Annotated in this window: 18 protein-coding genes; 3 read left to right on the top strand and 15 right to left on the bottom strand. The window is 65.8% G+C overall.

Features of this window, described 5'->3' with window-relative positions; all coding sequences use genetic code 11:
* From IT549_RS13520 to IT549_RS13470, 11 genes are all read right to left on the bottom strand, one after another.
* Entirely contained in the window at positions 1-1,344 is a 1,344-nt protein-coding gene (locus IT549_RS13520; protein WP_292974047.1) for a radical SAM protein, read from the bottom strand.
* Entirely contained in the window at positions 1,341-2,849 is a 1,509-nt protein-coding gene (locus IT549_RS13515; protein WP_292974045.1) for a GH3 auxin-responsive promoter family protein, read from the bottom strand. Before IT549_RS13515 ends, IT549_RS13520 begins: the two co-directional genes overlap by 4 nt.
* Positions 2,836-3,495: a hypothetical protein gene (locus IT549_RS13510; RefSeq protein ID WP_292974043.1), complete on the bottom strand. Its 660-nt coding sequence runs from the start codon at positions 3,493-3,495 to the stop codon at positions 2,836-2,838. The genes IT549_RS13515 and IT549_RS13510 overlap by 14 nt, the downstream gene beginning before the upstream one ends.
* Before the next feature lie 210 nt (positions 3,496-3,705).
* Positions 3,706-3,903, bottom strand: coding sequence for a hypothetical protein (locus IT549_RS13505; RefSeq protein WP_292974041.1), 198 nt, complete (start codon positions 3,901-3,903; stop codon positions 3,706-3,708).
* Positions 3,903-4,298, bottom strand: a complete 396-nt coding sequence (locus IT549_RS13500; protein WP_292974039.1) for a cytochrome c-type biogenesis protein — start codon at positions 4,296-4,298, stop codon at positions 3,903-3,905. The genes IT549_RS13505 and IT549_RS13500 overlap by 1 nt, the downstream gene beginning before the upstream one ends.
* The gene (locus tag IT549_RS13495) at positions 4,295-4,825 is read right to left on the bottom strand and encodes a redoxin family protein (protein WP_292974037.1); all 531 of its coding nucleotides are present in this window, start codon (positions 4,823-4,825) and stop codon (positions 4,295-4,297) included. The genes IT549_RS13500 and IT549_RS13495 overlap by 4 nt, the downstream gene beginning before the upstream one ends.
* Positions 4,822-6,771 carry a heme lyase CcmF/NrfE family subunit gene (locus IT549_RS13490; protein ID WP_292974035.1) on the bottom strand — a complete coding sequence of 650 codons (1,950 nt, stop codon included), beginning with the start codon at positions 6,769-6,771 and terminating at the stop codon, positions 4,822-4,824. The genes IT549_RS13495 and IT549_RS13490 overlap by 4 nt, the downstream gene beginning before the upstream one ends.
* A 29-nt stretch (positions 6,772-6,800) precedes the next feature.
* Positions 6,801-9,416 (bottom strand): SPOR domain-containing protein, encoded by a 2,616-nt coding sequence (locus tag IT549_RS13485; RefSeq protein WP_292974033.1) that lies wholly within the window; start codon positions 9,414-9,416, stop codon positions 6,801-6,803.
* A gap of 70 nt (positions 9,417-9,486) precedes the next feature.
* Positions 9,487-13,143: a cytochrome c3 family protein gene (locus IT549_RS13480; protein WP_292974031.1), complete on the bottom strand. Its 3,657-nt coding sequence runs from the start codon at positions 13,141-13,143 to the stop codon at positions 9,487-9,489.
* Positions 13,144-13,352: 209 nt separating this feature from the next.
* Positions 13,353-15,122: a cytochrome c3 family protein gene (locus IT549_RS13475; RefSeq protein ID WP_292974029.1), complete on the bottom strand. Its 1,770-nt coding sequence runs from the start codon at positions 15,120-15,122 to the stop codon at positions 13,353-13,355.
* Positions 15,122-15,901, bottom strand: coding sequence for a hypothetical protein (locus tag IT549_RS13470; protein WP_292974027.1), 780 nt, complete (start codon positions 15,899-15,901; stop codon positions 15,122-15,124). Before IT549_RS13470 ends, IT549_RS13475 begins: the two co-directional genes overlap by 1 nt.
* 318 nt (positions 15,902-16,219) lie before the next feature.
* Here IT549_RS13470 and IT549_RS13465 point away from each other — a divergent pair, with 318 nt between their 5' ends.
* The 3 genes from IT549_RS13465 to IT549_RS13455 all read left to right on the top strand — a co-directional run bounded on the left by IT549_RS13465 (position 16,220) and on the right by IT549_RS13455 (position 19,339).
* Entirely contained in the window at positions 16,220-17,287 is a 1,068-nt protein-coding gene (locus tag IT549_RS13465; RefSeq protein WP_292974025.1) for a hypothetical protein, read from the top strand.
* 2 nt (positions 17,288-17,289) lie between these two features.
* Positions 17,290-18,600, top strand: a complete 1,311-nt coding sequence (locus tag IT549_RS13460) for an NAD(P)-binding domain-containing protein (protein ID WP_292974023.1) — start codon at positions 17,290-17,292, stop codon at positions 18,598-18,600.
* Between the two features lie 88 nt (positions 18,601-18,688).
* A complete protein-coding gene (locus IT549_RS13455) occupies positions 18,689-19,339 on the top strand; it encodes a response regulator transcription factor (protein WP_292974021.1) in 651 nt (216 codons plus the stop codon).
* Positions 19,340-19,420: 81 nt separating this feature from the next.
* On the opposite strand, the gene IT549_RS13450 is transcribed toward IT549_RS13455, so the two are convergent.
* The 4 genes from IT549_RS13450 to IT549_RS13435 form a co-directional block, all read right to left on the bottom strand.
* Positions 19,421-20,554, bottom strand: coding sequence for an aminotransferase (locus tag IT549_RS13450; protein ID WP_292974019.1), 1,134 nt, complete (start codon positions 20,552-20,554; stop codon positions 19,421-19,423).
* A gap of 128 nt (positions 20,555-20,682) precedes the next feature.
* A complete protein-coding gene (locus tag IT549_RS13445; RefSeq protein ID WP_292974017.1) occupies positions 20,683-22,119 on the bottom strand; it encodes a bifunctional 3-(3-hydroxy-phenyl)propionate/3-hydroxycinnamic acid hydroxylase in 1,437 nt (478 codons plus the stop codon).
* A gap of 5 nt (positions 22,120-22,124) precedes the next feature.
* Positions 22,125-22,964: a fumarylacetoacetate hydrolase family protein gene (locus tag IT549_RS13440; RefSeq protein ID WP_292974015.1), complete on the bottom strand. Its 840-nt coding sequence runs from the start codon at positions 22,962-22,964 to the stop codon at positions 22,125-22,127.
* On the bottom strand, positions 22,961-23,980 hold the full coding sequence (locus tag IT549_RS13435; RefSeq protein ID WP_292974013.1) for a VOC family protein: 1,020 nt from the start codon (positions 23,978-23,980) through the stop codon (positions 22,961-22,963). The genes IT549_RS13440 and IT549_RS13435 overlap by 4 nt, the downstream gene beginning before the upstream one ends.
* Between the last annotated feature and the right edge of the window lie 67 nt (positions 23,981-24,047).

Here is a 24,047-nt window from a genome sequence, read left to right as displayed (position 1 = left end):
TCATGCCGGCAGCGGCTCACCTTCGTCGGCGGCATGCGGCCAATCGCAGGTGTAATGGGTGTGAAGGTGGTGGGCGTAGAACCGGTAGCCAAGGTTGGCCGCCAGCGAGAGCGGGATCTGCCCGCGGGCATGGCGCAGCCGCGACAGGATCGGCTTCCAACCATAGACCGCTTTCCACGCGCGCTCGTGTCCGGCAAGCAGCGCTGCCGGTGTCATGCCAAGCGGGCGGAACACCACGTGCTGGCCATCGTAAAGCTCCCAGTCGCGGGTCAGGATCCGGCCTTCGCGTTCAAACCGTGTGTGGATCGGCGTGCCGGGAAAGGGCGTCAGGATCGCGAAGCGGGGCAGGTCGATCTGGCTGCGGATCACGAAATCGGCAGTGGCATCGAAGGTGTCCTCGGTATCGGCATCGTTGCCGAACACGAAGCAGCCCTGAATCGTGATCCCGCGCTTGTGCAGATCGCGGACCAGTTCGGCATAAAGGTTCGGATCGTTGAAGCGCTTGTCGATCGAACCCAGCCCGGCGCGTGAAATCGATTCAAACCCGATCAGCAGGCCGGTGCAGCCGCTTTGCGCCATCAGGTCCATCAGCGCCGGATCGCGCCCGATCAGGCTGGTGGAAAGACCGAACCAGCGCACTTTCAGCGGGATCAGCGCGGTAAACAATTCGCGGGCATAGGCCGGATCGGATACCAGGTTGAGGTCGATGAACAGGATCTTGCGGCTGCCGACCCGGCGAATGTCCTCCACCACATGCGCTACCGGTTTCTGGAATTGCTTGCGCCCCCAGGCGCTGGGCGCAACGCAGAATTCGCAATTGTGCGCACAGGCCCGCGTCGCTTCGAACACCGCCTGGGTCAGGTAGTTGCGGCCATCGAGCAGCTCGCGCCGCGCGAATGGCAGGTTGGTCAGCTGGAAATTGGCGGCCTGCTGGTAACGCGGCTGCATCTGCCCCCGCGCGAAATCGCGCAGCAGCTGCGGCCAGCTTTCCTCGGCATAGCCGACGCAGATCGCATCGGCATGCTGCTGGGCCTCGTCGGGCATCAGGGTGACGTGCGGCCCGCCAAGCACGACAGTGCGCCCGCGGCGGCGCAGTTCGTCGGCAATTTCATAGGCCCGCGTGGAACTGCCGGTAATCACCGTGATGCCGACAATGTCCGCTTCAAGATCAAGCGGGATATCGCCGGTGCCTTCATCGTAAAGGACGAATTCGGGATCGAGTTCGGAGGGGACCAGCGCGGCAAGCGTGGTCAGGGTCAGCGGCTGATACCGCAAGGACTTGCGGAAAATGCCGCCCCGATTGCGGTAAAGCGGCCCTTTGGGCGAAAGCAGCGCAATCTTCACGGCAACAGCCACTCCTCAGAGCCGCTGCCCAGGGGCAGCAGGGCCAGGGGCTTCAGATCGCCCAGCCGGCGGCCCTGTGCAATCCCGCGGTGCGTCAATTGCACAGAAAGATCCGCGCGCCGGACCAGCCCGAGCGGTGCCAGCTGGCCCATCCGCCGGGCATGGGCATAGTGCGGGTTGCGTGCCAGCGCGGCTTCGACGCGATTCAGCGCCCCGGGTTCGGGCGTCTCCATCACCAGCACATAGCCGGCCGGATCGGCTCGTGCGGCCAGCACCGCCGGTCCGGCCAGCGCGGCCAGCGCCTCGCCGACAAAGCCATCGTCAAGCTTCTCGCCGACCAGATCGCTGTTGACCCCGGCGCGTCCAATGAACCGCAGCAGCGGCACTGTCCCCCGGTGGCCGACACATTCGACCAGGTCACCCAGATCGTAGCGGTAGAGCCCGCTCCGGGTGCTGACGACGATCCGATAGGCTTCGCCTTGCTGCAAGGTGTCGCACAGATGCGGAGTGCCGGCGGCATCGTGGAATTCGATCAGGCAGCTATCGACTGCGGGAACGCAGGCGCCGCCCGGTCCCCAGGGTACGGTTACGGCGGCTTCGGTTGCCAGCAGGCCTTTGGGCTCGATCGCGGCGTGCGGGAACTGGGCCTGCAGCCGCCGGGCATAGCCGGCCGAGATTCCGTCGCACCAGCACGAGATGCAATCGAGCGCGGGCCACAGCCGTTCGGTGTCGAGATCGGCCCCGGCCATCGCCGCTTGCAGACGGCGGCGCTCTGCCGGGGAAAGCCGCGCGAGCACCGCCTCGGCATGGCCTTCGAGCGAGCCGAGCAGCGCGAGCAGGAAGGTCGGGCTCCACAGTGAAACGAACGACAGATCAGGCGCAGCGATCAGCGCGGCAAGGGTCTCTACCTGCCATTGCCCCGGATCGCGCAACTGGCCCAGCGTCGGTGGCACAGCCAGCAGCGCGGCCAGCGCCGGGGCCAGGTCAGCACCAAGATAGGCGGCGTCTGAATCGAGCCCGATCGCCAGCCCGCCCGGGGTGACTTGCCGGGCCCGGGTCGCCGGACTGATCGTAAGATAGGCGCGGCCCCTGGCCAGCGCGGGCCGGCGCGCGATCAGGTCACCCAGCCACGGCAGCACGGCCCGCCGGAACCCGTCGAGCCCCGCTGCGGTATAGGGCACCAGCTTGGCCCCGCCAGTGCCCCCGGTCTCCTCGAACGCGATCACCAGCTCGGACGTCAGGCAATCGGCTTCGCCGCCTGCCATGCGCGCAATCCGCGGGGCAAAGCCGGAATGGCCGCGCACCGGAACCTGCCGGCAATAGGCTTCGAAATCGGTGATCGCGGCAAAGTCGTGTTCCCGCCCGAAGGCACAATCGGCGTTGGTCGAAACGATGCTGGCAAGCAGCTCGCGCTGGTGCTGCACGGCATTCGTCAGCGCCAGCGCAAAGCGCGCCGCCGCGCGCGAGCAGGCGGCTGTGAAGGGCGCCCAGTCAGCCCCCGTCATGGCCGTCCTGATACCAGCGGCGGGCCCGTTCGCGCATGTTTTCCGGCCCAAGCTCGCACAGGCAAGCCAGTTCGTCGCCGCGGCGGAAGCCGGGATTGGCAGCCATGAATTCGGCCACTGCGGGAATCCTGAGCTCACGCGCGGTGGGCTCTACCCACGGGCCTGCCAGCCGGCCTTGCGGTTCGGCAAAGCGGATCACGCCGCTGTTTCGGTCAAACTGTTCACCAAACATCGCCGTGGCAATCGCATCCCGCAACCTGGTCAGTTCACTTGCTTCGGGCTGGCCCGGCCGGGGAACATAGTGCCGGGCGAAGACCGGCAGGTAGCGGTAGGTTCGGTGACCTTTGGCAATCAGCAGCCAGACCATCCGCCGGCCCGGCGCCGATCGCGCCAGCCGGCCCACCTGGGTAAGCCAGGCCTGGGCCAGCTCCTGCTCTCCCCAAAACGCATGGTCGACGATCGTATCGCCCGAGAACAGCACCGAGATCGTCTCGCCGCGCCAATCGAACGGGAACAGCCTGGCGGTAGTGAAACCGACCACGCGGCCCGAATGCTCGAGCAGCAGGATGAAGTCCTTCGCACGAAGATCGGCTGAAAAACGGGCCAGATCGACGTCGGCATAGTATCGCGAAAAGAGTGCGAACAAGTCCTGCAACAGCAGTTCATCACAACCCGCTGCGTCGACAACCTTAGATCGCAGTGCCTGTGTTGGAGCTAAGGTGACGGGCATTGCCATCAGCTTAGTCACGCCCGAGCCGCCTTGTCCACCGCCAAGTGTGACCTTGCCTTTGCCCGGCAATGGCTGGTGAATTTCAGCTGTGCAGGCCGTGCCTGCCTGGGCTCGGCACCCCAGACTTCACTGCGCCTGCGGGATTGCGCGCGCGTTGGTGACGGGGCGACCGGCCATGTCAGGGTGGCCTTGCCAGGCATAGCCGGCCAGCGCGATCAGGATCGCCGCAGCGGCGAGTTCGAGCGCCTGACGCGAACAGCGGCGCGACAGGTAGAGCGCAAGCCAGCTGAGCAGGGCCAGCGCCAGGGTTATCGCCCAGCCCATCAGCCGCGCCCCAGCCTGACCCGGCGCGACACCAGCCAGACGCCGCCCAGCAGCGCCAGCAGCGGCACGATCCACAGCGGCAGGGTGGCGGGTTTGACCACCGGCTTGAAGCTGACCCAGTCACCGTATTTCGAAACCAGCATCGCGCGGACATCCTCGGGCTTGTCGCCGGCGGCGATCCGCTCGCGGATCAGGCGGCGCATGTCGCCCGCCAGGCTGGCATTGCTGCCCGAAACCGGCTGGCCCTGGCAGACCACGCAGCGAATCGAATCCATCAGGGCCACGGCCTGGGCTTCCTGCCTGGGATCGGCCAGCGAGATTTCGGCGAGATCCTGGGCGAACGCGGGCGCGGCAAGGGCCAGAGCGACAGCGGCGAGCAGGGCTGAAGGCTTCATGGCTTGATCCCCAGCAGGTTGAGCAGCATCGGCACGTCCTTGGGTTCGACGATCCCAATGTGCTGATAGATGATCTTGCCCTGGCCATCGACCACGAAGGTTTCCGGCACCCCGGCCGATCCGAACGCGATCTGTGCGCGGCCTTCGGGGTCAAGGCCGATCCGGCTGAACGGATTTCCGTTCTGGGCCAGGAACTTGGCCAGCGGTTCGGGCGCATCGTGGACGGCGATGCCATCGATCTGGGCGCCGGCGGCCTTGAGCTGGGCCAGCATCGGGGCCTCGGCGGCGCAGGGCACGCACCATGACGCGAAGATGTTGATCATCCGCGGCTTGCCGTCGCGGTAGTCGCTGCTGGCGGTTCCCGGCTGGCCAGGCATCACCGCCGCAGCACTGAATTCGGGCAGCGGCTTGCCGACCATCTGCGAGGCGATCACGCGATCATCAGGGTTCCTGAGCCCCACAAAGAAGGCACCAAACAGTGCCACCACCAGCACGAAGGGGGCCCACAACAGCACCTTGCGGTTCATGACCGAACCTCCGCGCCAATCGCGGCCTGCCAGGGCCAGCGATTGTTCCAGACATCGCGCTTGACCCGGCCCAGCAGCGCCAGCACGCCGCCCAGCGCGATCAGGATCCCGCCCAGCCAGATCAGGGTCACGAAGGGTTTCCACCACAGCCGCATCAGGAAGTTCTGCCCGTCCGAATTTTCACCCAGGACCAGATAGAGCTGGCCGTTCCAGAAGGTCTTGATCGCGGCCTGGTTGGTGGTCATCTGTGGATCGCTGAAGGCATGGAGCTGGGGCAGCATTTCGAACGGTTCGCCCCCACCGGCGCGGCGCACCGAAAGTACGGCCTCCAGCGCCTGGTAATTTGGCCCCGGCTTTTCGCGCACCCCCAGCAGGGTCACCTCGAACGGGCCGATCGGGCGCGTTTCATTTGTGGCCATCGCGACCATGCTTTCCTTGATGAAGGCGGCATCGCAGGCCATCCCCGCCATGCTGACCGCGCAGCCCAGGTGGGCGATCACCATGCCCCAGGTGAACAGCGGCGCGCGCTTGAGATCGCGCTTCCACAGCGGCGCAAGGCTGGCGACGCCCACCACCGCAGCGGCGACCAGCCCCAGCAGCGGCAGCACGCCGATCCGCCCGGCAAAGGCCGCGAGCAGCAGCAGCGCGGCGGCCCCGGCCAGCAGCGCGGGCGCCATCCGGTCAAGCAGCGCCTTCGGCAGGTCCTTGCGCCAGCGCAGCAGCGGCCCGGCACCGATCAGCAGCATCAGGATCAGCGCCAGCGGACCCGCCGCCGCATTGAAATAGGGCGCCCCGACCGAAATCTTTGCCCCGGTCGCCGCTTCGAGGATCAGCGGATAGAGCGTCCCGGCCATGACGATCACCAGGATCACGGTCAGGATCAGGTTGTTGACCACCAGCGCGGCCTCGCGGCTGAACAGGTCGAACCGGTTGCCTTCCAGCACAGTGCCGACCCGTGCCGCGAACAACGCCAGCGCCCCGGCGATGTAGATCGCCAGCAGCGCCAGGATGAACAGCCCGCGATCGGGATCGACCGCGAAGGAATGGACCGAGGTGAGGATCCCCGAGCGGACCAGGAAGGTCCCGACCATCGACATCGAGAAGGCCAGCACCGAAAGCATGATCGTCCAGGCGCGCAGGCCGTCGCGGGTGGCCAGCACGGTGACCGAATGGAGCAGCGCGGTGGCCGCCAGCCAGGGCATCAGGCTGGCGTTTTCGACCGGGTCCCAGAACCACCAGCCGCCCCAGCCCAGCGTGTAATAGGCCCAATAGGAGCCGGCGGTGATCCCCACGGTCAGGAAGATCCACGCACCCAGAATCCAGGGCCGCATCGCGCGGGCAAAATCGGGACTGACATTGCGGGTCAGCAATGCCCCCACCGCGAACGAGAAGGCCGCCGACATGCCGACATAACCGGCGTAAAGCGTGGGCGGATGAAAGGCGAGACCGGGATCCTGCAGCAGCGGATTGAGCCCGGCCCCCTCGATCACGCCCGAGATCCGCGCGAAGGGGTTCGAAGCGAACAGCAGGAAGGCGTAAAAGCCCAGCGCGATCGCCGCCTGCGCGGCCAGGGTCGCCAGCTTGGTATCGATCCGCAGCTTGCGTTCAAACAGCGCGATCGTGGCGCCCGACAGCCCCAGGATCGTCACCCACAGCAGCATCGAGCCTTCGTGGTTCCCCCAGGTGCCGGCAATCTTGTAGATCATCGGCTTGGCCGAATGGCTGTTGGCGGCGACCAGCAGCACGGTCATGTCCGAACGGGCAAAGACCGCGATCAGACAGGCAAAGGCAAAGCTGACCAGCCCGGCCTGGACCAGCGTGACCGGAACCATGGCCCCGGCCAGCGACAACTGCTTGCGGCCCACCGCCAGGGCGCCCAGCACCAGTTGCAGCAAGGCCATTACGGCGGCGAGCCAGAGGGCGGCCAGCCCGGCTTCAGCAATCAAACGTCAACTCCATTCCCAGGTCCGAACGCTCAGAAGTCCAGACGATAGCCGGCGCTGAGCACCCAGCCCTTTTCATTGACCCGGTCATAGGCCGAAGTCGTCGAATTCCACATCGTCTGCCGGGTGAAGTTACCACCGAATTCGATCTCGATCTCGCTGTTCTTGATCGGATAATAGTTAAGCCGCACGGTTGGCTGGAACTGTTTGAAGGTGCCGGGATTGGCCACCGCTCCTGCCGGCTTGTTGTCGCGAAAGCCATAGCGCAGGCGCGGGCTGAGGCGGAACGATTTGGTGATCGGCAGGCGGGCATTGAAATCAGCGGTATAGATCCGCGCGGTGGCGGTATCGGCATAGCGGCCGGACAGAATGTAGATATCGCTGCCCATCAGCAGATCGGACCCGATCAGCTGGACCCCATAGTAATACTCCTTGCCGATCGCCGGCATGGCCTGAATCTCGGGCGTGCCGGCCGTTGCCGCAGTACCGGGCGTGCCGCCGGTATCGGTCAGGGTAAAGTCGGTGCTGAGCTGCAGCTTTCTGGTGATCGGCCGCGAATAGGTGAGGGTCAGCGACTTGGCGATCAGCGTGCGATCCTGCGCCATGCGGTAGATCTGGTCATCGGTGAAGAACGGCTTCAGTCCGGCCAGGCTGGTGAAGGGCACGCTGTTGATCGTATCGAACTGGCCGATCAGGGCATTGGTGGTCGTCAGCAATGGCGAACGGCGATAGTCCGCAGTCAGGCTGAGGCTGGAGGTATCGGGGAAATTGTAGTTCAGCGTCAGCAGCCCCAGGTTGAGCTGGCCGAACTTCACATCATAGTCGAGCATCGCATAGGCGTTGAAGTTCTTCTTCAGCAGCCGGCTTTCGATCCCGACCGAGCGGCGATCGATAAACCCGCCCCTGGCATGCTGGTCGAACCAGTAGAGCGTGAACTGCACCGGGCTGCGCTTGGCCCCGAAATCGACGCTGGCGCCGTAAAAGGCGCGATCGGTGTTCACATAGGTCTGGCGCGATGACAGCACCGGGAAACCGGCCACGGCGTTCAGGCGCAGGTGCGGGTTGGCCTGGAAGCCCAGCAGAGCGCCATCGAACCGGCCCAGCACGCCCTGCGAATTGCGGGTCTGGCGCCCGATCCGCAGCTGGGTGTTGAGATCGTTGTCGCTGTAATCGAAATAGAGCGCGCTGATCGAACCGATCCCGCCGCCCGGCTTCGACCGGAAGGTCTGCGTTTCGGTGCCGTTGTCGATCGTGGTGATCGAGGTGCTGGTTCCGAAGTTCTTGGTATAGGACCCGGCGGCGCGGATCTGGAACATCCGGCGATCGTTGCCGCCCGAAATGGTCACATCGCCGGTGGTCAGCAGCTGGTTGACGTTGACCGAATTGTCAACTTCGTCACCCAAGGTGGACGAAGTGGTCAGCGTGCTGGTGCGGCCCTGGTCGCGGAAATAGAATTGCGAGACACTGCCGCGCAGGCCCCACTTCCACTTGCCGGCCCCGCCCGCAGCGATCCCGCTGGCCTGGCGCAGCGGGCCGCCGCCGGAGCCGCTGCCGTCCAGCGCGGCCAACCGTTGGCGTACCCGGTCAGTCCCCTCGCCGCTGGGATAGCGGCGCAGGTATTCTTCGTACTGAGCGCGGGCATGGGCGTTCTGCCCCTTCTTTTCGCGCGCCAGCCCCAGCAGCTCGATCGCGCGCGCGGTGTTGGCATTCTCGGGCTTTTGCGCTGCGTTGGTCAGCAGCTGGATCGCCCGGTCCGAATTGTTGTCCTTGATCGCACCTTCGGCCTCACCGATCAGCCGCGCGGTTTCCGCGGCATCGGCTTCGCTGCCGACCATGGCGACCGGAGGGGCGGATGCGGTCGGCGCGGCCGTGGCCGGTCCGGCCAGTGCCAGCGGCGCGGTGATCGCCTGTTCGCGTTCGGCCGGGGTGATTTTCACCACCCAGGCTTCGGGATAGGCACCCAGCAATTGCTTGCGCGCGGCATCCGCCTGTTCGCGGCTGTCGAAAAAGCCCAGCCGCAACCGATGCCAGGTCTGCGAATCGCGTTCGAACTGGGTTTCGTAGAGCACCCGCCCGGTCAGCGCCTGGGCCTGTGTTTCTGAAACCGGCGGGACTGCGCCCGGGGTTGAGCTGAGGTTGATGACATAGGACCCGCTGGGCGCCTGGGCCATGGCCGCGCCGCCCTGGCCCGGGCCGGCGCCAGCACCGACGCCGGCGGGCAAGGCCTGGTTCGAAACAGCGCAGGTCCCGGCTTTTTCCGGGGCGCTCAGGCTGATCACCAGCTGGGTGGGCAGTGCGCCAGCCTCAACCTTGAAGGCAGTGTCGCGGGTGAAGAACAGCGACAGGATCGGCCCGCCGGCGCTGCTGCCTTCATAGGAAACCGAGCGCAGTTCGGGCACGCTGGCCGGCGTGCGCAGCGAATCCGAACCAAGCCCGATCGCGGTGGAATCGAGCGGCTGGACGCGCACATGCAGTTCGCGCCCGGCCAGATCCGGAAAGTAACCCTGCAACTGGACCCGGGTGTTGAAGGTGATCGTCAGGTTGGTGCAATCGCCAACCTTCTGGACCTGCAGGTCGGCCAGGGCATCGTCCGAAACCGACTGGGCGAAAGCGGGGCTGGGCAGCACCACGCCCGCGGTAGCGGCCATCGCCGATGCGATAGTTAACGCGGTAGGGCTGCAGAAGTCGCGACGAAGGCTCAAGATTTTTCCCCGTGGATCAGAAGTCGGAAGAACTAACCCGATGCTCTCCCGATCGCCGTTCCTTGATCGTGGTCATCGAGCTGTTGGTATAGAGGTGGCAGGCGCCGGTGCAGTCGCGCAGCTCGGACACAGTGTAGTAAGCCGTTGTCGGGCTTTCATATTTCTTGTGCTCGCTCTGCTTGTAGTCATTGGAGTGGCACGCCGCGCAGGTGCCCGTGTAGCTGGGGGAGCGATAGGGCACAGTCTGCGAATTGGTGGTGTGACAATCGCTGCACAGCAGCGCGCGGGAGTGGGTACCCGGATAGTTTGGCGAGCTGTGGGTGAAGGTCAGCGTCGGCACCCAGGCGCTGGTGCGGTGGCAGGTTCCGCATTGCAGCGTGGTGATGAAATGGGTGGCCGATTTGCCGGTGGCATTGGTGCCGTTGTGGCAGCTCGAACAATTGGTCCCGACAGTGGTGTGATCGACCGAGGCGGGCAGCCAGGCAGTGGTGCGGTGGCAGGTGCTGCAATCGGCAGTGGTGGCAATGTGCGTGGCCGGCTTGCCCATGGCGGTGGTGCCGTTGTGACAGCTGGCGCAGGTGCCAAGCGCCTGGGTGTGATCCATCGTCGCCGCAGTCCAGGCGGTGGTCACGTGGCAATAATCGCAATTGCTGGTCGAATTGATGTGCGTGGGCGATTTGCCCGGCGCGGCGGTGCCGTTGTGGCAGCTGGCGCAGGTGCCGATCGCGTCTGCGTGATTGAACGTCTTGATCGGGACCCAGGCGACGGTGGTGTGGCAATCGCCGCAGGTGTTGGTGGTGTTGACGTGGGTCGCGTTCTTGCCGGTCGCCTGGGTGCCGTTGTGGCAGGTCGAACAACTGCTGGTCACGTTGGCGTGGCTGAAATTGGCTGGGGTCCACGCGGTGGTGGAATGGCAATCGCTGCACTGCGCGGTGGTGGCGATATGGGTCGCGGGCTTGCCCAGGGCCACGCTGCCGTTGTGGCAGCTTGAGCAGGTGCCGATCACATCGTTGTGGTTGACCGTCTTGGCCGGAGCCCAGGCGGCGCTGGTGTGGCAGTCTTCGCAGACATTGTTGGTGGCGATATGGGTGGCCGATTTGCCGGTGGCATTGGTGCCGTTGTGGCACGAATAGCAGCTGCCGGTCACATTGCTGTGACTGAAGTTCGCCGGGGTCCACGCGGTGGTGGAATGGCAATCGCTGCACTGCGCGGTTGTGGCGATGTGGGTGGCCGGCTTGCCCATCGCAGTGCTGCCGTTGTGGCAGCTCGAACAGGTGCCGATAACGTCGGCGTGGTTGACCGTCTTGGCCGGAGCCCAGGCGGTGGTGGTGTGGCAATCCTGGCAATTGCTGTTGGTGTTGATGTGCGTTGCACTCTTGCCGGTGGCATTGGTGCCGTTGTGGCACGAAGCGCAGGTGCCGGTCACATTGCTGTGGCTGAAGTTCGCCGGGGTCCAGGCGGTGGTGCTGTGGCAGGTCGAACATTCGGCGGTGGTGGCGATGTGGGTCGCGCTCTTGCCGCTGGCCTTGGTGCCGTTGTGGCAGCTGGAGCAGGTGCCGATCACGTCGGCATGGTTGACCGCCTTGGCCGGGGCCCAGGCCACGGTGGTGTGGCAATCCTGGCAGTTGCTGTTGGTGTTGATGTGCGTTGCGGATTTACCCGTCGCGTTGGTGCCGTTGTGGCACGACGCACAAGAGCCCGTGGCGTTGGCGTGGCTGAAGTTCGCCGGGGTCCAGGCGGTCGTGCTGTGGCAGGTCGAACATTCGGCGGTGGTGGCGATATGGGTCGCGCTCTTGCCACTGGCCTTGGTGCCATTGTGACAGCTGGAACAGGTGCCGATCACATCGGCATGGTTGACCGCCTTGGCGGGTGTCCAGACCGAAGTGGTGTGGCAGTCCTGGCAGTTGTTGTTGGTGGTGATGTGGCTGGCGCTTTTGCCCGTCGCATTGGTGCCGTTGTGGCAGGTCGAGCAGGCTGCGGTCACGCCGCTGTGGCTGAAGGTTGCCGGGGTCCAGGCTGTGGTGCTGTGGCAGGTTGAACATTCCTGCGTGGTCGGGATGTGCGTGGCCGATTTGCCCTTGGCCTTGGTGCCGTTGTGGCAGCTGGAACAGGTGCCGATCACATCAGCATGATTGACCGTCTTGGCCGGAGCCCAGGCCGTGGTGGTGTGGCAATCAGCACAATTGGTGTTGGTGTTGATATGGGTCGATGATTTGCCGGTGGCATTGGTGCCATTGTGGCAGGAATAGCAGGTGCCGGTGGCATTGGCGTGGTTGAAGTTCGCCGGGGTCCAGCCATTGGTGGAGTGACACTGGCTGCATTCTGCCGTGGTGGCAATATGGGTCGCGCTCTTGCCCTTGGCCTTGGTGCCGTTGTGACAGCTCGAACAGGTGCCGATCACGTCGGCGTGGTTGACCGCCTTGGCGGGTGTCCAGACCGAAGTGGTGTGGCAATCCTGGCAATTGTTGTTGGTGGCGATATGCGCGCTCGACTTGCCGGTGGCCTGGGTGCCGTTGTGACAGGTCGAACAGGCTGCGGTTACCCCGCTGTGGTTGAAGCTTGCGGGGGTCCAGGCGGCGGTGCTGTGGCAGCTGGAGCATTCCTGGCTGGTGGGCACGTGGGTACTTGGCTTGCCCTTGGCCTTGGTCCCGTTGTGGCAGCTCGAGCAGGTGCCGATCACGTCGGCATGGTTGACCGCCTTGGCCGGGGCCCAGGCGGTGGTGGTGTGGCAATCCTGGCAATTGGTATTGGTGCTGATGTGGCTCGACGATTTGCCGGTGGCGCTGGTGCCGTTGTGGCAACTGGCGCAGTTGCCGGTTACGCCGCTGTGGCTGAAGCTGGCCGGGGTCCAGGCCGTGCTGGTATGACACTGGCTGCATTCGGCGGTGGTGGCGATGTGGGTGGCGCCCTTGCCCTTGGCCCTGGTCCCGTTGTGGCAGGTCGAGCAGGTCGCGCTGGTATCGGCGTGGTTGAAAGTCGCCGGAGTCCAGGCTGCAACCTTGTGACAATCGGCGCAGGCATTGTTGGTCGGCAAGTGGCTGGCCGGCTTGCCCTTGGCGGTGGTGCCGTTGTGACAGCTGGCGCAATCGCCGGTCACCCCGGCGTGATCGAATCTGGCACCGGCCCAGCCGTTGGTGCCATGGCAGGTGCTGCAATCCTTGGTGGTCGGCAGGTGGGTGCTGCCCTTGCCGGTGGCCTTGCGGCCATCATGGCAACTGGCGCAGTTGCCGGTAACGCCGGTATGGTCAAACCGGGCTGCGTTCCAGTTGTTGGTCGTATGGCAGGCGCTGCATTCCTGCGCGGTCTGGATGTGGCTTGATGGCTTGCCCACCGCCTGCACCCCGTTGTGGCAGCCGGCGCAGGTGCCCGAATACTTGGAGTGATCGAACTTGCTGACCTGCCACTGTTTGGTGGTGTGGCAGCTGTCGCAATTGTCCTCGGTGCGCAGGTGGTTGGCCGGCAGGCCGGTGGCGCGGACCGAATTGTGGCAAGCCTTGCAGTCCCTGGGCGTGCCGTCGAACTGGCCATTGGCGTGGCAGCTTTCGCACTTCACCGTGGCATGGGCGCCGGTCAGCGGGAAGCCGGTCTTGAAATGGTCGAATTTGGTTGGCGGTGCTGCAGACACGGAAGGGCTTAGCACTGCGAACAGCAGCGCCATCAGGAACCCCAGCATTGCCGTGATCGTTCTGCGCGGCAAGGCACCCATCCACTTTGCGAACCCACCTCCCGGACCGGTTCCGGGTGGCCGATAGTCGGCTCATTGCCCGCAAACCCTAAACGGCTGCGGAAAGGGAATGGTATACCGGGGTGCTCCCTTGACCGCCTTGGACCATCGCTTCACCGGAATGGACTGCGGATTGTAAAGTTAATGTCAGGTTTCGATCAACCGCCGGGCCGCCCGTTGCGAATGATGATCTCGCTGAAATTGTTGGTGGTGTGGCACCGCGCGCAGTCTTCGCCAAAGCCGCCGCGGTGCGGATCGTTGCGGCGGTGGCAGTCGATGCACTGGTTGCCGGTCCGGGCCGGATCGCCGGCGCGGACATGGCAGGCCGAACAGATCAGCCCCTGGTGCTTGCCGGTCAGACTGAATTTTGTCTGTGTGTCGTGGTTGAAGCGCCAGGCCTTCCAGTCGGTCGAATTGTGGCAGGTCTGGCACGGTGCCGGCGTGCCCAGGGTGCCCTTGTGGTGATCGTCAGCATGGCAGGCGGCGCAGGTGGTGCCCTTGGCGCTGAAGGTCTTGTCGGCATGGCAGGCGGTGCAGGCCAGCTGGGCATGCTTGCCCAGCAGCGGGAAGCGCGTGAGGTCATGGGTGAAGCGGACCCCGATCGCCCAGCCGTCGGCCGTGTGGCACTTGCCGCAATCCGGTCCCAGCTTGCCAAGGTGCTTGTCGTCCTTGGCATGACAGGCGGCGCACTGCGTCTGCAGCTTCAGCTCCTTGGGCGGCTTGGTGTGGCAGCTTTCGCATTTGGCCTGGGCGTGTTTCCCGGCCAGCGGGAAACGGGTCATCGTGTTGTGGTTGAAGCTGACCACCTTCCAGCTGGTGACGGTGTGGCAGCGTTCGCAGTCCGGCCCGTTGCCGCCCTTGTGGGCATCGTCCTGGGTGTGGCAGCCAATGCAGGTGACCGGCGGCTTGACCAGCTTGGCTGGCTGCTTGTGGCAGGCCTGACACTGAGCCTGGCGGTGCGCGCCCTTCAGCGCAAAGCGGGTCATCGTGTCATGATCGAAGCTGGTCTGGGTCCAGCTGCGCGGATTGTGGCAACTGGCGCAATTGGGGCCGTTCTGGCCCTTGTGGGTATCGTCCTTGGCATGGCACGAATTGCAGTCACGCGCCGGGTGCTTGTTGGCATTGCCGGGACCATGGCAGCCGGCGCAAGCCGCCGTGGCATGCTGGCCGACCAGCGGAAACCCGGTGGTGCTGTGATCGAAGGTGGCCGAATTCCAGTTCGCCGTGGTGTGGCAACTGGCGCAATTGGTCCCGCGTGAGCCGCGATGCGCATCGTCGCGGGCGTGACACGAAACGCAGGTTTCGGGCAGTTTCCACTTCTGGCCGGCGTGGCAGGTCATGCACGCCACCGCGCGGTGCGCACCAGTCAGCGCGAACCCGGTCGAGGCGTGGTTGAAGCCCTGAACCGGCTTCCAGGCACTGGTGGTGTGGCAGTTCTGGCAATTGCGGCCCAGCTGGCCCTTGTGCGGATCGAACGGCCCGTGGCACCCGGCGCAATCGCGCGGACGCCCGCGATAGTCGTTGCCGCGGTGGCAGCTGGTGCACTTGGCCCGGGCATGCGCGCCGGTCAGCGCGAAATCGGTGAAGGCATGGTTGAAGGTGCGCTGGTTCAGCACAATGAGGCCGCCCCGGCCCTTGTGCTCGCTATGGCAGCTCTTGCAGGCCCCGGTGCGGGCCGGGTTGAACTTGCCATGGAACTTGGTCCCGGTGGCAACATCGGTCGCCACGCCCTTGTGACAGGCCAGGCAGCGCCCGTTCTGCGCCTCCTTGCGGAACGAGGAATGGCAGCTGTCGCACTTGGCCTCAAGCCTGGCATGGGCGCCGGAAAGCGGGCCTGGCGTGACCAGCTTTTCCATGATCGATTGCCCCATGACGGGCGCCGCCAGGCATAGCACCAGCAGCCAGACGATCGCCCGCCAGTTGCGCATCAGTACATGTGCACCGCAACGATATGCAGCACGGCGGCGGCAACCAGCAGGATGAACAGCGGCAGGTGCAGCAGGTGCCACAGCCGCAGCAGCCTGTCATAGAATGCGAACTCGGCAGCGCGGCGGACCGCTTCGAAATAGTCGTCCAGCAAGGCGCGCAGGGTCAGCAGGCGGCGGTCGGCACCGCGCGGCAGGTCGGCCAGCATCCGGCGCTTGGCAAAGCGGGTTTCGACCCCCAGCGTCAGCACTGCACCCGCGCTTGACCAGAAGGCACCGCCGGCCTTGACCGCGCGATCCTCGAACGGCTGGATCCCGGCCAGCACTGCTTCATGCGAGATCCCGGCCGCTTCCATCTTGGCCAGCATTTCGTCCATTTCCTGCTTCAGCGCGCGCAGCTCAAGCTTGCGGCCGGAATAGCCGCGGTGGACGCGTGAGTAGAAGAACCGGCCGATCAGGCCGCTGCTGGCCACCACAATCATCGCCCCCAGCGCCATTGCGCTGTTGAGCGCGCCCCAGGAAAACCGCGAATGGTACAGGATCGCCAGCGGCCCCAGCAGCCCCAGCAGCATGTGAAAGCGGAACCAGAAGCCGACCGTGCCAACGCTCTTGCTGGCCGGCTTCGCCCGCTTGCGCAGCGGATAGCCCAGCAACAGCAGCATCATCGAGCCGCCCAGGATCCCCAGCCAGTAGCCGATTCCCTGTTCGGGGTTGATCCAGTCTTCGTCACGGTGCAGCCAGCCGTAAACGATCGCCACCACCACGCCGGCCAGCACCAGCATGGATACGATGCGTTCGATCGAACTGGCGGTTAACCCTGTCCGTTGACCCGAAACTTGGAATGTTTGCGCCCTAGTAGCCATTGTCAGTCTGTATTCCTGCAGATTGGCGTTCAGGGCCAATTGCCAGATCATGCTTAGCGTTTGGTTTCGAAGGGGGGCATTTTGCCGACTCGTTTCATCGCTGCCTGCGGGCAAGACAGCGCTGATCGGCCGATTTGACAGGTTGGCGTAAGCTTTGACCTGTCCGATCGGCGTCAGGGAAGGGAAAGGCAAGGCGGTGCGCGCAGGCGTGCCGCTGGGAAAGGGATCGGTTCGCGAATGTTGCAGTATGTCCTCACCGCTTTGGCGGGAATCGCGCTTGGCATCGTCGGCATGCGGGTCTGGCAATCGCGCGATGGCGATCCGGGTGGATCGGCGCCGTCGGACGAGAGTTCTGTCGCAGCGGCAGAGCCGGGTGCCGCCGGAACCAACCGCAAGTTGCTGCTTGGTGCGGGCGGACTGGTTGCTGCGGCCATAGCGATCCTGCTGTTCCGGCCCGGTGAGGATGAAACATCATCCGTTCCCGCCGTACCGGTGGCCGGGGCCGACCAGAAGCTCGATGATGTCGATTCAATGATCCAGCGGCTGGCCCAGCGGCTTGAAAAGGAACCCAATGACGGCGAAGGCTGGCGGATGCTCGGCTGGTCCTATGTCATGACCCAGCGCCCGCAGCAGGCGCTGGCACCCTACAAGCGGGCGCTGCAGCTGCTGCCGAACAATGCCACCGTGCGCGCCGGCTATGGCGAAGCGCTGGTCGGGGTTGCGGGGGGCAAGGTGACGCCCGAAGCCAAGGCGGAATTCGACAAGGCGCTGCAGCTTGATCCGGCTGAGCCGCGGGCACGCTATTTCGATGGCCTGTGGCTGGCCCAGAACGGCAAGGCCAAGGAGGCGCTCGACAAGTGGATCGCGCTGGCCAACTCCGGTTCGGCCGATGCGCCGTGGCAGCCTGACGTGCAAAAGCAGATCAAGGATACGGCCGCGAAGCTGGGGATCGACGTGTCCGGGCGGCTCAAGGTCAAGGCTGCCGGGCCTTCTGCTGCCGCCGCCGCGCCGGCTGGCGGGGTTGCCGGGCCAACGCCTGAACAGATGGCGGCCGCCAGTGCGATGCCCGCTGACCAGCGTCAGGCTTCGGTCGATTCGATGGTTTCGGGGCTGGCGAGCAAGCTGGCTGCCAACCCCAAGAACCCCGAAGGCTGGGCCATGCTGCTGCGCTCGCGGATGGTGCTGAAGCAGCAGGACCAGGCCGCAAAGGATCTGGCCACCGCGCGCAAGGCGCTGGCCGGGGATGCCGCCGGGCTGGCAACGGTCGATGCCGCAGCCAAGGCGGTTGGAGTGCCGGGCGCCTGACCATGGCTTTCGATCCGCTACTGCTGGTCTATGCCCTGCCCCTGGCCGGGATCTGGGCGGTCTGGACGTTCGCGGCAAGGCGGCGTTCGGCCAAGGCGCGCGAGGTGCTGGAGGACAACCGCCAGGCCGGCTTGATGGAGCCCAACTCGCTGCACCCGGTGATCGATCCGGCCAAGTGCCTGGGCTGCGCCTCGTGTGTTCGGGCCTGCCCCGAGAAGAAGATCCTGGGCGTGATCGACGGCAAGGCCGCGCTGATCGAACCGACCATGTGCGTGGGTCACGGGGCCTGTGCTACGGCCTGTCCGACCCAGGCCATCACCCTGGTCTTCGGCACGGCCACCCGGGGGGTCGATATCCCGCTGCTCAGCCCCGAATTCGAAACCAGCGTGCCGGGCGTTTACATCGCTGGCGAACTGGGCGGGATGGGCCTGATCAAGAACGCGATCGAGCAGGGCCGCCAGGCGATTGCCGCTGCGGCGGCGCAGGCCAGGCGGATTGCCGTGGGCGATCCCGCGCTCGACGTGGTGATCGTCGGCTGCGGTCCGGCCGGCATCGCCGCCAGCCTTGGCGCGATGGAAGCCGGCCTGCGCTTCGTGACGATCGACCAGTCGAGCCTGGGCGGTACTGTCGCGCACTTCCCGCGCGGCAAGGTGGTGATGACCGCCCCGGCCAAGCTGCCACTGATCGGCGAGGTGCGGTTTGGCGAGATCAGCAAGGAACGATTGCTGGCCTTCTGGGAAGATGTGCTGGCGCGGACCGGGCTCAAGCCGCAGTTCGAGGAACAGGTCACCCAGGTCGAGCGGACCGGCGACCTGTTCGAGGTGGTCACCTCGCGCGGGCGCTATCGCACCCGGACGGTGCTGCTGGCGATCGGCCGGCGCGGTACGCCGCGCCCGCTGGGGGTGCCGGGTGAAGAGCAGTCCAAGGTGCTCTATCGCCTGATCGATCCCGAACAGTACGCCGGCCAGCGCGTGCTGGTGGTGGGCGGAGGCGACAGCGCGCTGGAAGCCGCCGCGCAGCTGGCCGATCAGCCCGGTACGCAGGTAACCCTGTCCTATCGCGGCCAGGCCTTCCAGCGAGCCCGCGCCAAGAACCGCGACCGGGTGGCGGCGCTGATCGCTGACGGAACGATGACTGCGCTGATGGGCAGCCAGGTTCGCTCGATCGGGACCGAGGCGATTGAGCTGGAAACCGAGCAGGGCCTGCTAAGCCTGCCCAATGACAGCGTAATTGTCTGCGCTGGCGGCCTGCTGCCCACGCAATTTCTGCACCAAATCGGGATCGAGGTTGAAACGAAGTTCGGGACCGTTTGACTACTACGCGGATTCCCGGCATTACTGCGGGATTGACAGGGCGGTACAGGCATTGATGTGCCGCACTTGGGGAGACGCAATGCATCTGATGCTGATCGAAGACCAGGCTGGTGCTTCCGATCTGCTGGCCCAGCGGCTGGGCGGTTCGGGATTCCAGATCACACAGGTCGGCTCGTTCGAAGCCGCGCTGGCGCACGTCAACGCCGGGCGTGCGGCCGCGCTGGTGGTCGATCAGACACTGGGCAATGCATCGCCGGCCAGCATGGTCCAGCCGCTGCGCGATGCCGGGATTGGCCAGCCGCTGTTGGTGCTCTCGCCGCGCGGCGCCTGGCGCGACAAGGTCGATGCGCTCGATGCCGGGGCCGATGACTATGTGTTCAAGCCGGTCCGCTCTGAAGAGGTCGCCGCGCGGCTGCGGGCGATCATCCGGCGCAGTTCCGGCCAGCCGTCGAACCGGATCACCAAGGGCGGGCTCGATCTTGATTTGAAGGCGCGCTGTGCCTGGCTTGATGGGCGCTGCCTTTATCTGACCCGCAATGAATTCCGGCTGGTCCAGGCGCTGATGCTGGGCCAGCACCATGTGGTGACCCGCGATGCGATTCGCGCTGCGCTGGGCGCTGACGGCGCGGGATTGACCGACAATGCGGTCGAAGTGCAGGTTGCGCGGCTGCGCCGCAAGGTCGGCAATGACCGGATCAAGACGATCCGCGGTGTGGGCTACCGGCTCGAAGTGCCCTAGGGCCGCGATTGTGACTACGGGATCGAACGCGACCCATGCCGCAAGGGCGGCGGCGGCAAGTGCCAGACCTGCTGACACAGCCTATCTGAACCTTGCCAGCCGCGCGATCGCTTCATCCAGAACAGCATCGGGCTTGGTAAAACACAGCCGCAGATAGCCGCGCTCGGGCGCCTCGGCATAGAAGGCCGATACCGGGATCGAGGCGACCCCGGCCTCGCGCACCAGCCGCTCGGACACCGCCAGGTCATCGGCCGGCAGGCCTGATGCGGCGAGGTCGATCGTCACGAACCAGGTGCCGCTGGCGGGCAGCACGGCAAAGCCCGCCGCCTCCAGCCCCGCGACCAGCCGCGCCTTGGCCTTGGCATAACGCGCACGGTGGTCCCGGTGCCAGGCCGCAGGGAGCGCGAAGGCTTCGGCCACCGCCCATTGCAGCGGCGTTGCGGTGGTGAAGGTCAGGAACTGGTGGCGCGCGGCGATCTGCGCAGCCAGTTCGGGTGCGGCGACTGCCCAGCCGACCTTCCAGCCGGTCATCGAAAAGATCTTGCCGGCCGAACCGACCTTGACCGAACGCCCGGCCAGCGCCGGGATCGCCAGCGGCGAAACGTGCGGCGTGCCGTCGAACACCATGCCCTCCCAGACCTCGTCGCACAGCACCCACAGGTCATGCGTCTCGCACAGCGCGCCGATCGCTTCGAGCGTGGCGCGATCGAGCATGGTGCCGACCGGGTTGTTCGGGGTGTTGAGCACGATGCCCCGGGTCCTGGGCCCGATCGCCGCGGCCAGCGCGTCCAGCGGGAAAGTCCAGTCGGGCGGGGTCAGGCTGACGAACCTGGCGGTGCCGCCGGCCCATTCGACCAGCGGCAGGTAGGCATCGTAAAGCGGCTGGACCAGCACCACCTCGTCGCCCGGGCGAACCAGCGCGAACAGGCTGGCGGCCAGCGCCTCGGTCCCGCCTGAGGTGACCACCACGCTTTCATCGGCCAGATCCAGCCCTTGCGTCCGCGCGTAATAGCCCCGGATCGCCGCGCGCAGATCGGGCAGGCCGCGCATCGGCGGGTACTGGTTCGATCGCTGCGCCAGCGCGCGCTGGGCAGCGGCGATCAGTTCGGGGGGCTCCTCCATCTCGGGGAAACCCTGTCCCAGGTTGATCGCGCCCAGTTCGCGCGCCAGGCCCGACATGTATTCGAACACCGTGGTCTTGGGTTGCTGGGTCATGGCACGCCGTTGTTGCTGGACGCTGGAACCTGACAAAGTTCACAGGGTTCACGAAATCAAAAACCGGCCTGCTTTGCCGTGCGGCAATGATGGCAGCTTGCCCGCCAGTAGGAAAGCCTGCTTGCGGCTCAGGCGCCGACCAGGGCCGCCCAGGCTGCCTTCAGACTGTCCGGATCGCCGCTGCCGAAGACTTGCCGGTCGGGCCGGACCAGCACCGCCTCGACTCCGGTCTTGGCGAACCAGCCTTCCAGCTGGTCCCGGAACGGGGCCAGGTCCGCCCGGTCGAGATCACTGCGGGCCAGCAGCCAGTGACCAGAGCCCAGCACCGTGTCGAGCCGGGTGCCATCGGCTGCGACCGGCTGCGGGAAATAGCTGCCCGCAGCGGGCGTGCCCGGCAGCACCGCGCCTTCGCCGATCGGCGGATAGGACACATTGCCATCAGGCGAATGTCCGGCGGCGCGCGCGGCCAGCATCTGTTCGTTGCGCATGGCGGCGGCGGCGGGATCGGTGATGCAGACCGTGCGGCCCATCATCACCGCCATGTCGATCGTCGCGCGCAGGTTGGGGCCGCGCTCGGTCTGGTAGGTGTCGAGCAGGGTGTCATCGGCGCCGCGCAGCACCGCGGTCAGCTTCCAGGCCAGGTTGTGGACGTCACGCAGGCCCGAACACATGCCCTGCCCGGCAAACGGCGGGGTCTGGTGCGCGGCATCGCCGGCCAGCAGCACCCGGCCCTTGCGCCATTGCTGCGCGATCCGCGCCTGGAAGGTATAGACCGCCTTGCGCTCCAGCCGCACCGCATCCTTGACCCCCCAGGGCTCAAGCAGCTTTTCGACGAAGACATCCTGGCTGACCTGTTCGGCGCTCTCTCCCGGCAGGATCATGAATTCCCAGCGGTGCCGCCCTTCGCCCATCAAGACGCAGGTGGTTGGCCGGGCCGGATCGCAGATCTGCAGGTTGATATCGGGCAGCTTCGAATAGTCATCGACCAGCGCGTCAACCACCAGCCAGGGCTCTTCAAAGCCCAGGTCCTCGAATGCAATCTGGCTGGCGGTGCGCACCGGGCTGCGCGCACCATCGGCGCCGACCAGATAGCGGGCGCGGAGCTGCCGTTCGCCTGCGGGCGTGGCCAGAGTTGCCGTCACGCCGTCGGCGTCCTCGACGAAGCCGGTCATTTCCCAGCGGCATTCCAGCCGCGCCTTGGGCAGGGCGGCCAGCTGCGCACGCAGCGCCTGCTCAACCGAAGGCTGATGGATCATGTTCGCCCCCGGCCAGCCGCCGGGGCCGATCTGGTCCGACCCTTCGAACCGCAGCAGCACCTGGCGGTCGGCGGTGAGAAAGTCATAGCGGGCGGTGGTCCGGCTGGTCCGCGCAACCTCATCCGCGACGCCCGCTTCCTGCAGGATCCGCATCACTTCATGATCGAGATGCGCGGCGCGCGGCAGCGGATAGATCGCGGCTTCCTTTTCGGCGACCAGCACCGACGTGCCCTGCTGCGCCAGCAGCACCGCCAAGGTCACCCCGGCGGGTCCACCGCCGACAATCAGGACATCGCAATCGTAAGCCATCGCCTTCAGCCCTCCGCCACCATTGTGCCTTCGATGTGGCCCAGCCCGTCGATTTCGGTGCGCACCACATCACCGGCCTTCAGGAACTGGCGCGGATCCATCGCTGCGCCGATCCCGCCGGGGGTGCCGGTGAACAGGCAATCGCCCGGCTCTAGCGTCATCCCCATCGAAAGGTGCTCGACCTGCTGCCAGACGTTGAAGACCAGGTGCCGGGTGTTCGAATCCTGGCGCTTTTCGCCGTTCACGAAGCAGCGAATGCCCAGGGTGTGCGGATCGCCCAGTTCATCGGCGGTAACGATCCACGGGCCCATCGGCGCGTGGGTGTCAAAGCTCTTGCCGAACGACCACTGCGGGGTGGCATGCTGGGCCATGCGCTCGGTCACGTCGTTGCCGACGCAATAGCCGAAGACCGCAGCCGGGGCGTCAGCACCGCCGATGTGCTTGCCGCCCTTGCCGATCACTGCGACCAGTTCGGCCTCGTAATCGTTGGTGAAGGCACCGCGGGCGATCAGGATCGGGTCGTAGGGGGCGTTGACGCTGGTCTGGGCCTTGGTGAACCAGACCTGCTTTTCGGGCGTGCCCATCTTCGATTCCTCGATATGGTCGGCATAGTTGAGCCCGATCGCAAAGATCTTGCCCGGGCGCTGGACCGGGGCCTCGAGCTTGACCGAGCTGAGCGGCACGCCGCCGCCCGCCGCCGCCTTGGCCTCAAGCTGGGGCTTCAGCGCATCCCAGTCCTTGATTAGGTCGATCATGCTGCCGGGCACGCCGGTATCGATCACGGTGCCATCAACGACGATCCCGGTGCGGGTCTGGCCCTGGGCGGTATAGGTGCAGAGTTTCATGCGGCAGCTTCCTTTGACTGGCGGGAGAACAGGCGCAGCACGCGAAGCCGCAGCGCCATGAAGAACGAGACGAGTCCGGCGGGCGGCGGCATCTTGCCGGCGAACATCGGGTGCGGGCTGCCCCACTGCACCGCCAGCAGCGCGCTCATCGGCATCACGTTGGGCGGATCCTTGGCGGTGAACAGGTCGCCATCTGTCCAGTGTTCCAGCTCGTTGCCGAAAGGGTCCTTCCAGTAGTCGAACACCTGGCTGCCCATGATGTGGCGGCCCACGCCCCAGGCCGCTTCGCGCTTCTTCGCCTTGAGGTGCTGGTGGCCCAGCATCAGGTCGTCAAGGTTCGACACTTCGAAAGCGGCATGCAGGATGCCAAGGTCACCCGGCAATTGCGCCAGAAACAGGGTGTGGTGATCGGCCGGCTTGTCGCCCCGGTCGCAGCGCATGAAGGCGCCCACCGGCACGTCCCTGGCTGCCTCGACCTCGTCCGAAGTCAGGAAGCCGAAGCGGTCCTTGTACCACTTTTCGCTCCTGCGGAAGTCACGCACCTTGAGCACGGCATGGCCGATCCGCTTGACGTGGGCCGGGCTGGGATCGAGCCGCACGGTCTTGCGGAAGCGCGGCTTGGCTGCGGCGGTGTTGAACGGCTGGTCGGCGGGCAGGGCGGCTGCAACGCCCTTGGCCTGGCCGGCGACAATCTCGACCGTGTAGCCATCGGGATCGGTCAGGCGCACCAGCTTGCCGCCGCCCGGTTCGCCGCTGTCCTCAACCGCCAGGCCTTCGGCAGCGGCCAGTCTTTCAAGGTCCTCGACCGTTTCGGCGCGGAAGCCGATCGCCAGGAACCTGGCTTCGCCCGGTTCGGTCACGTGGATGAAGGCGCGGCCATCGCTGCCCTTGGCATAGAGCCTGCCGCCGGCTTCGAAGCAGTGCATCCCGAAGTCTTCCAGGAAGGCCCGCATTGTGCCCAGATCGGGCGCGGCATAGCGGACATGGGCAATGTCCTCGACTCGGATCGTGCTCACGGCAGTTCTCCCTGGCATGCGAATATGCTGTGATTCGCAGTTGACTGTTTGGTCAATTATGTGTAGT

It is taken from the genome of Novosphingobium sp., assembly GCF_020852455.1.
In the GTDB taxonomy this organism is placed as follows: Bacteria; Pseudomonadota; Alphaproteobacteria; order Sphingomonadales; family Sphingomonadaceae; genus Novosphingobium.
The sequence above is the reverse complement of the archived record's forward strand: the minus strand, read 5'-3'. Positions and strand labels throughout refer to the sequence as shown.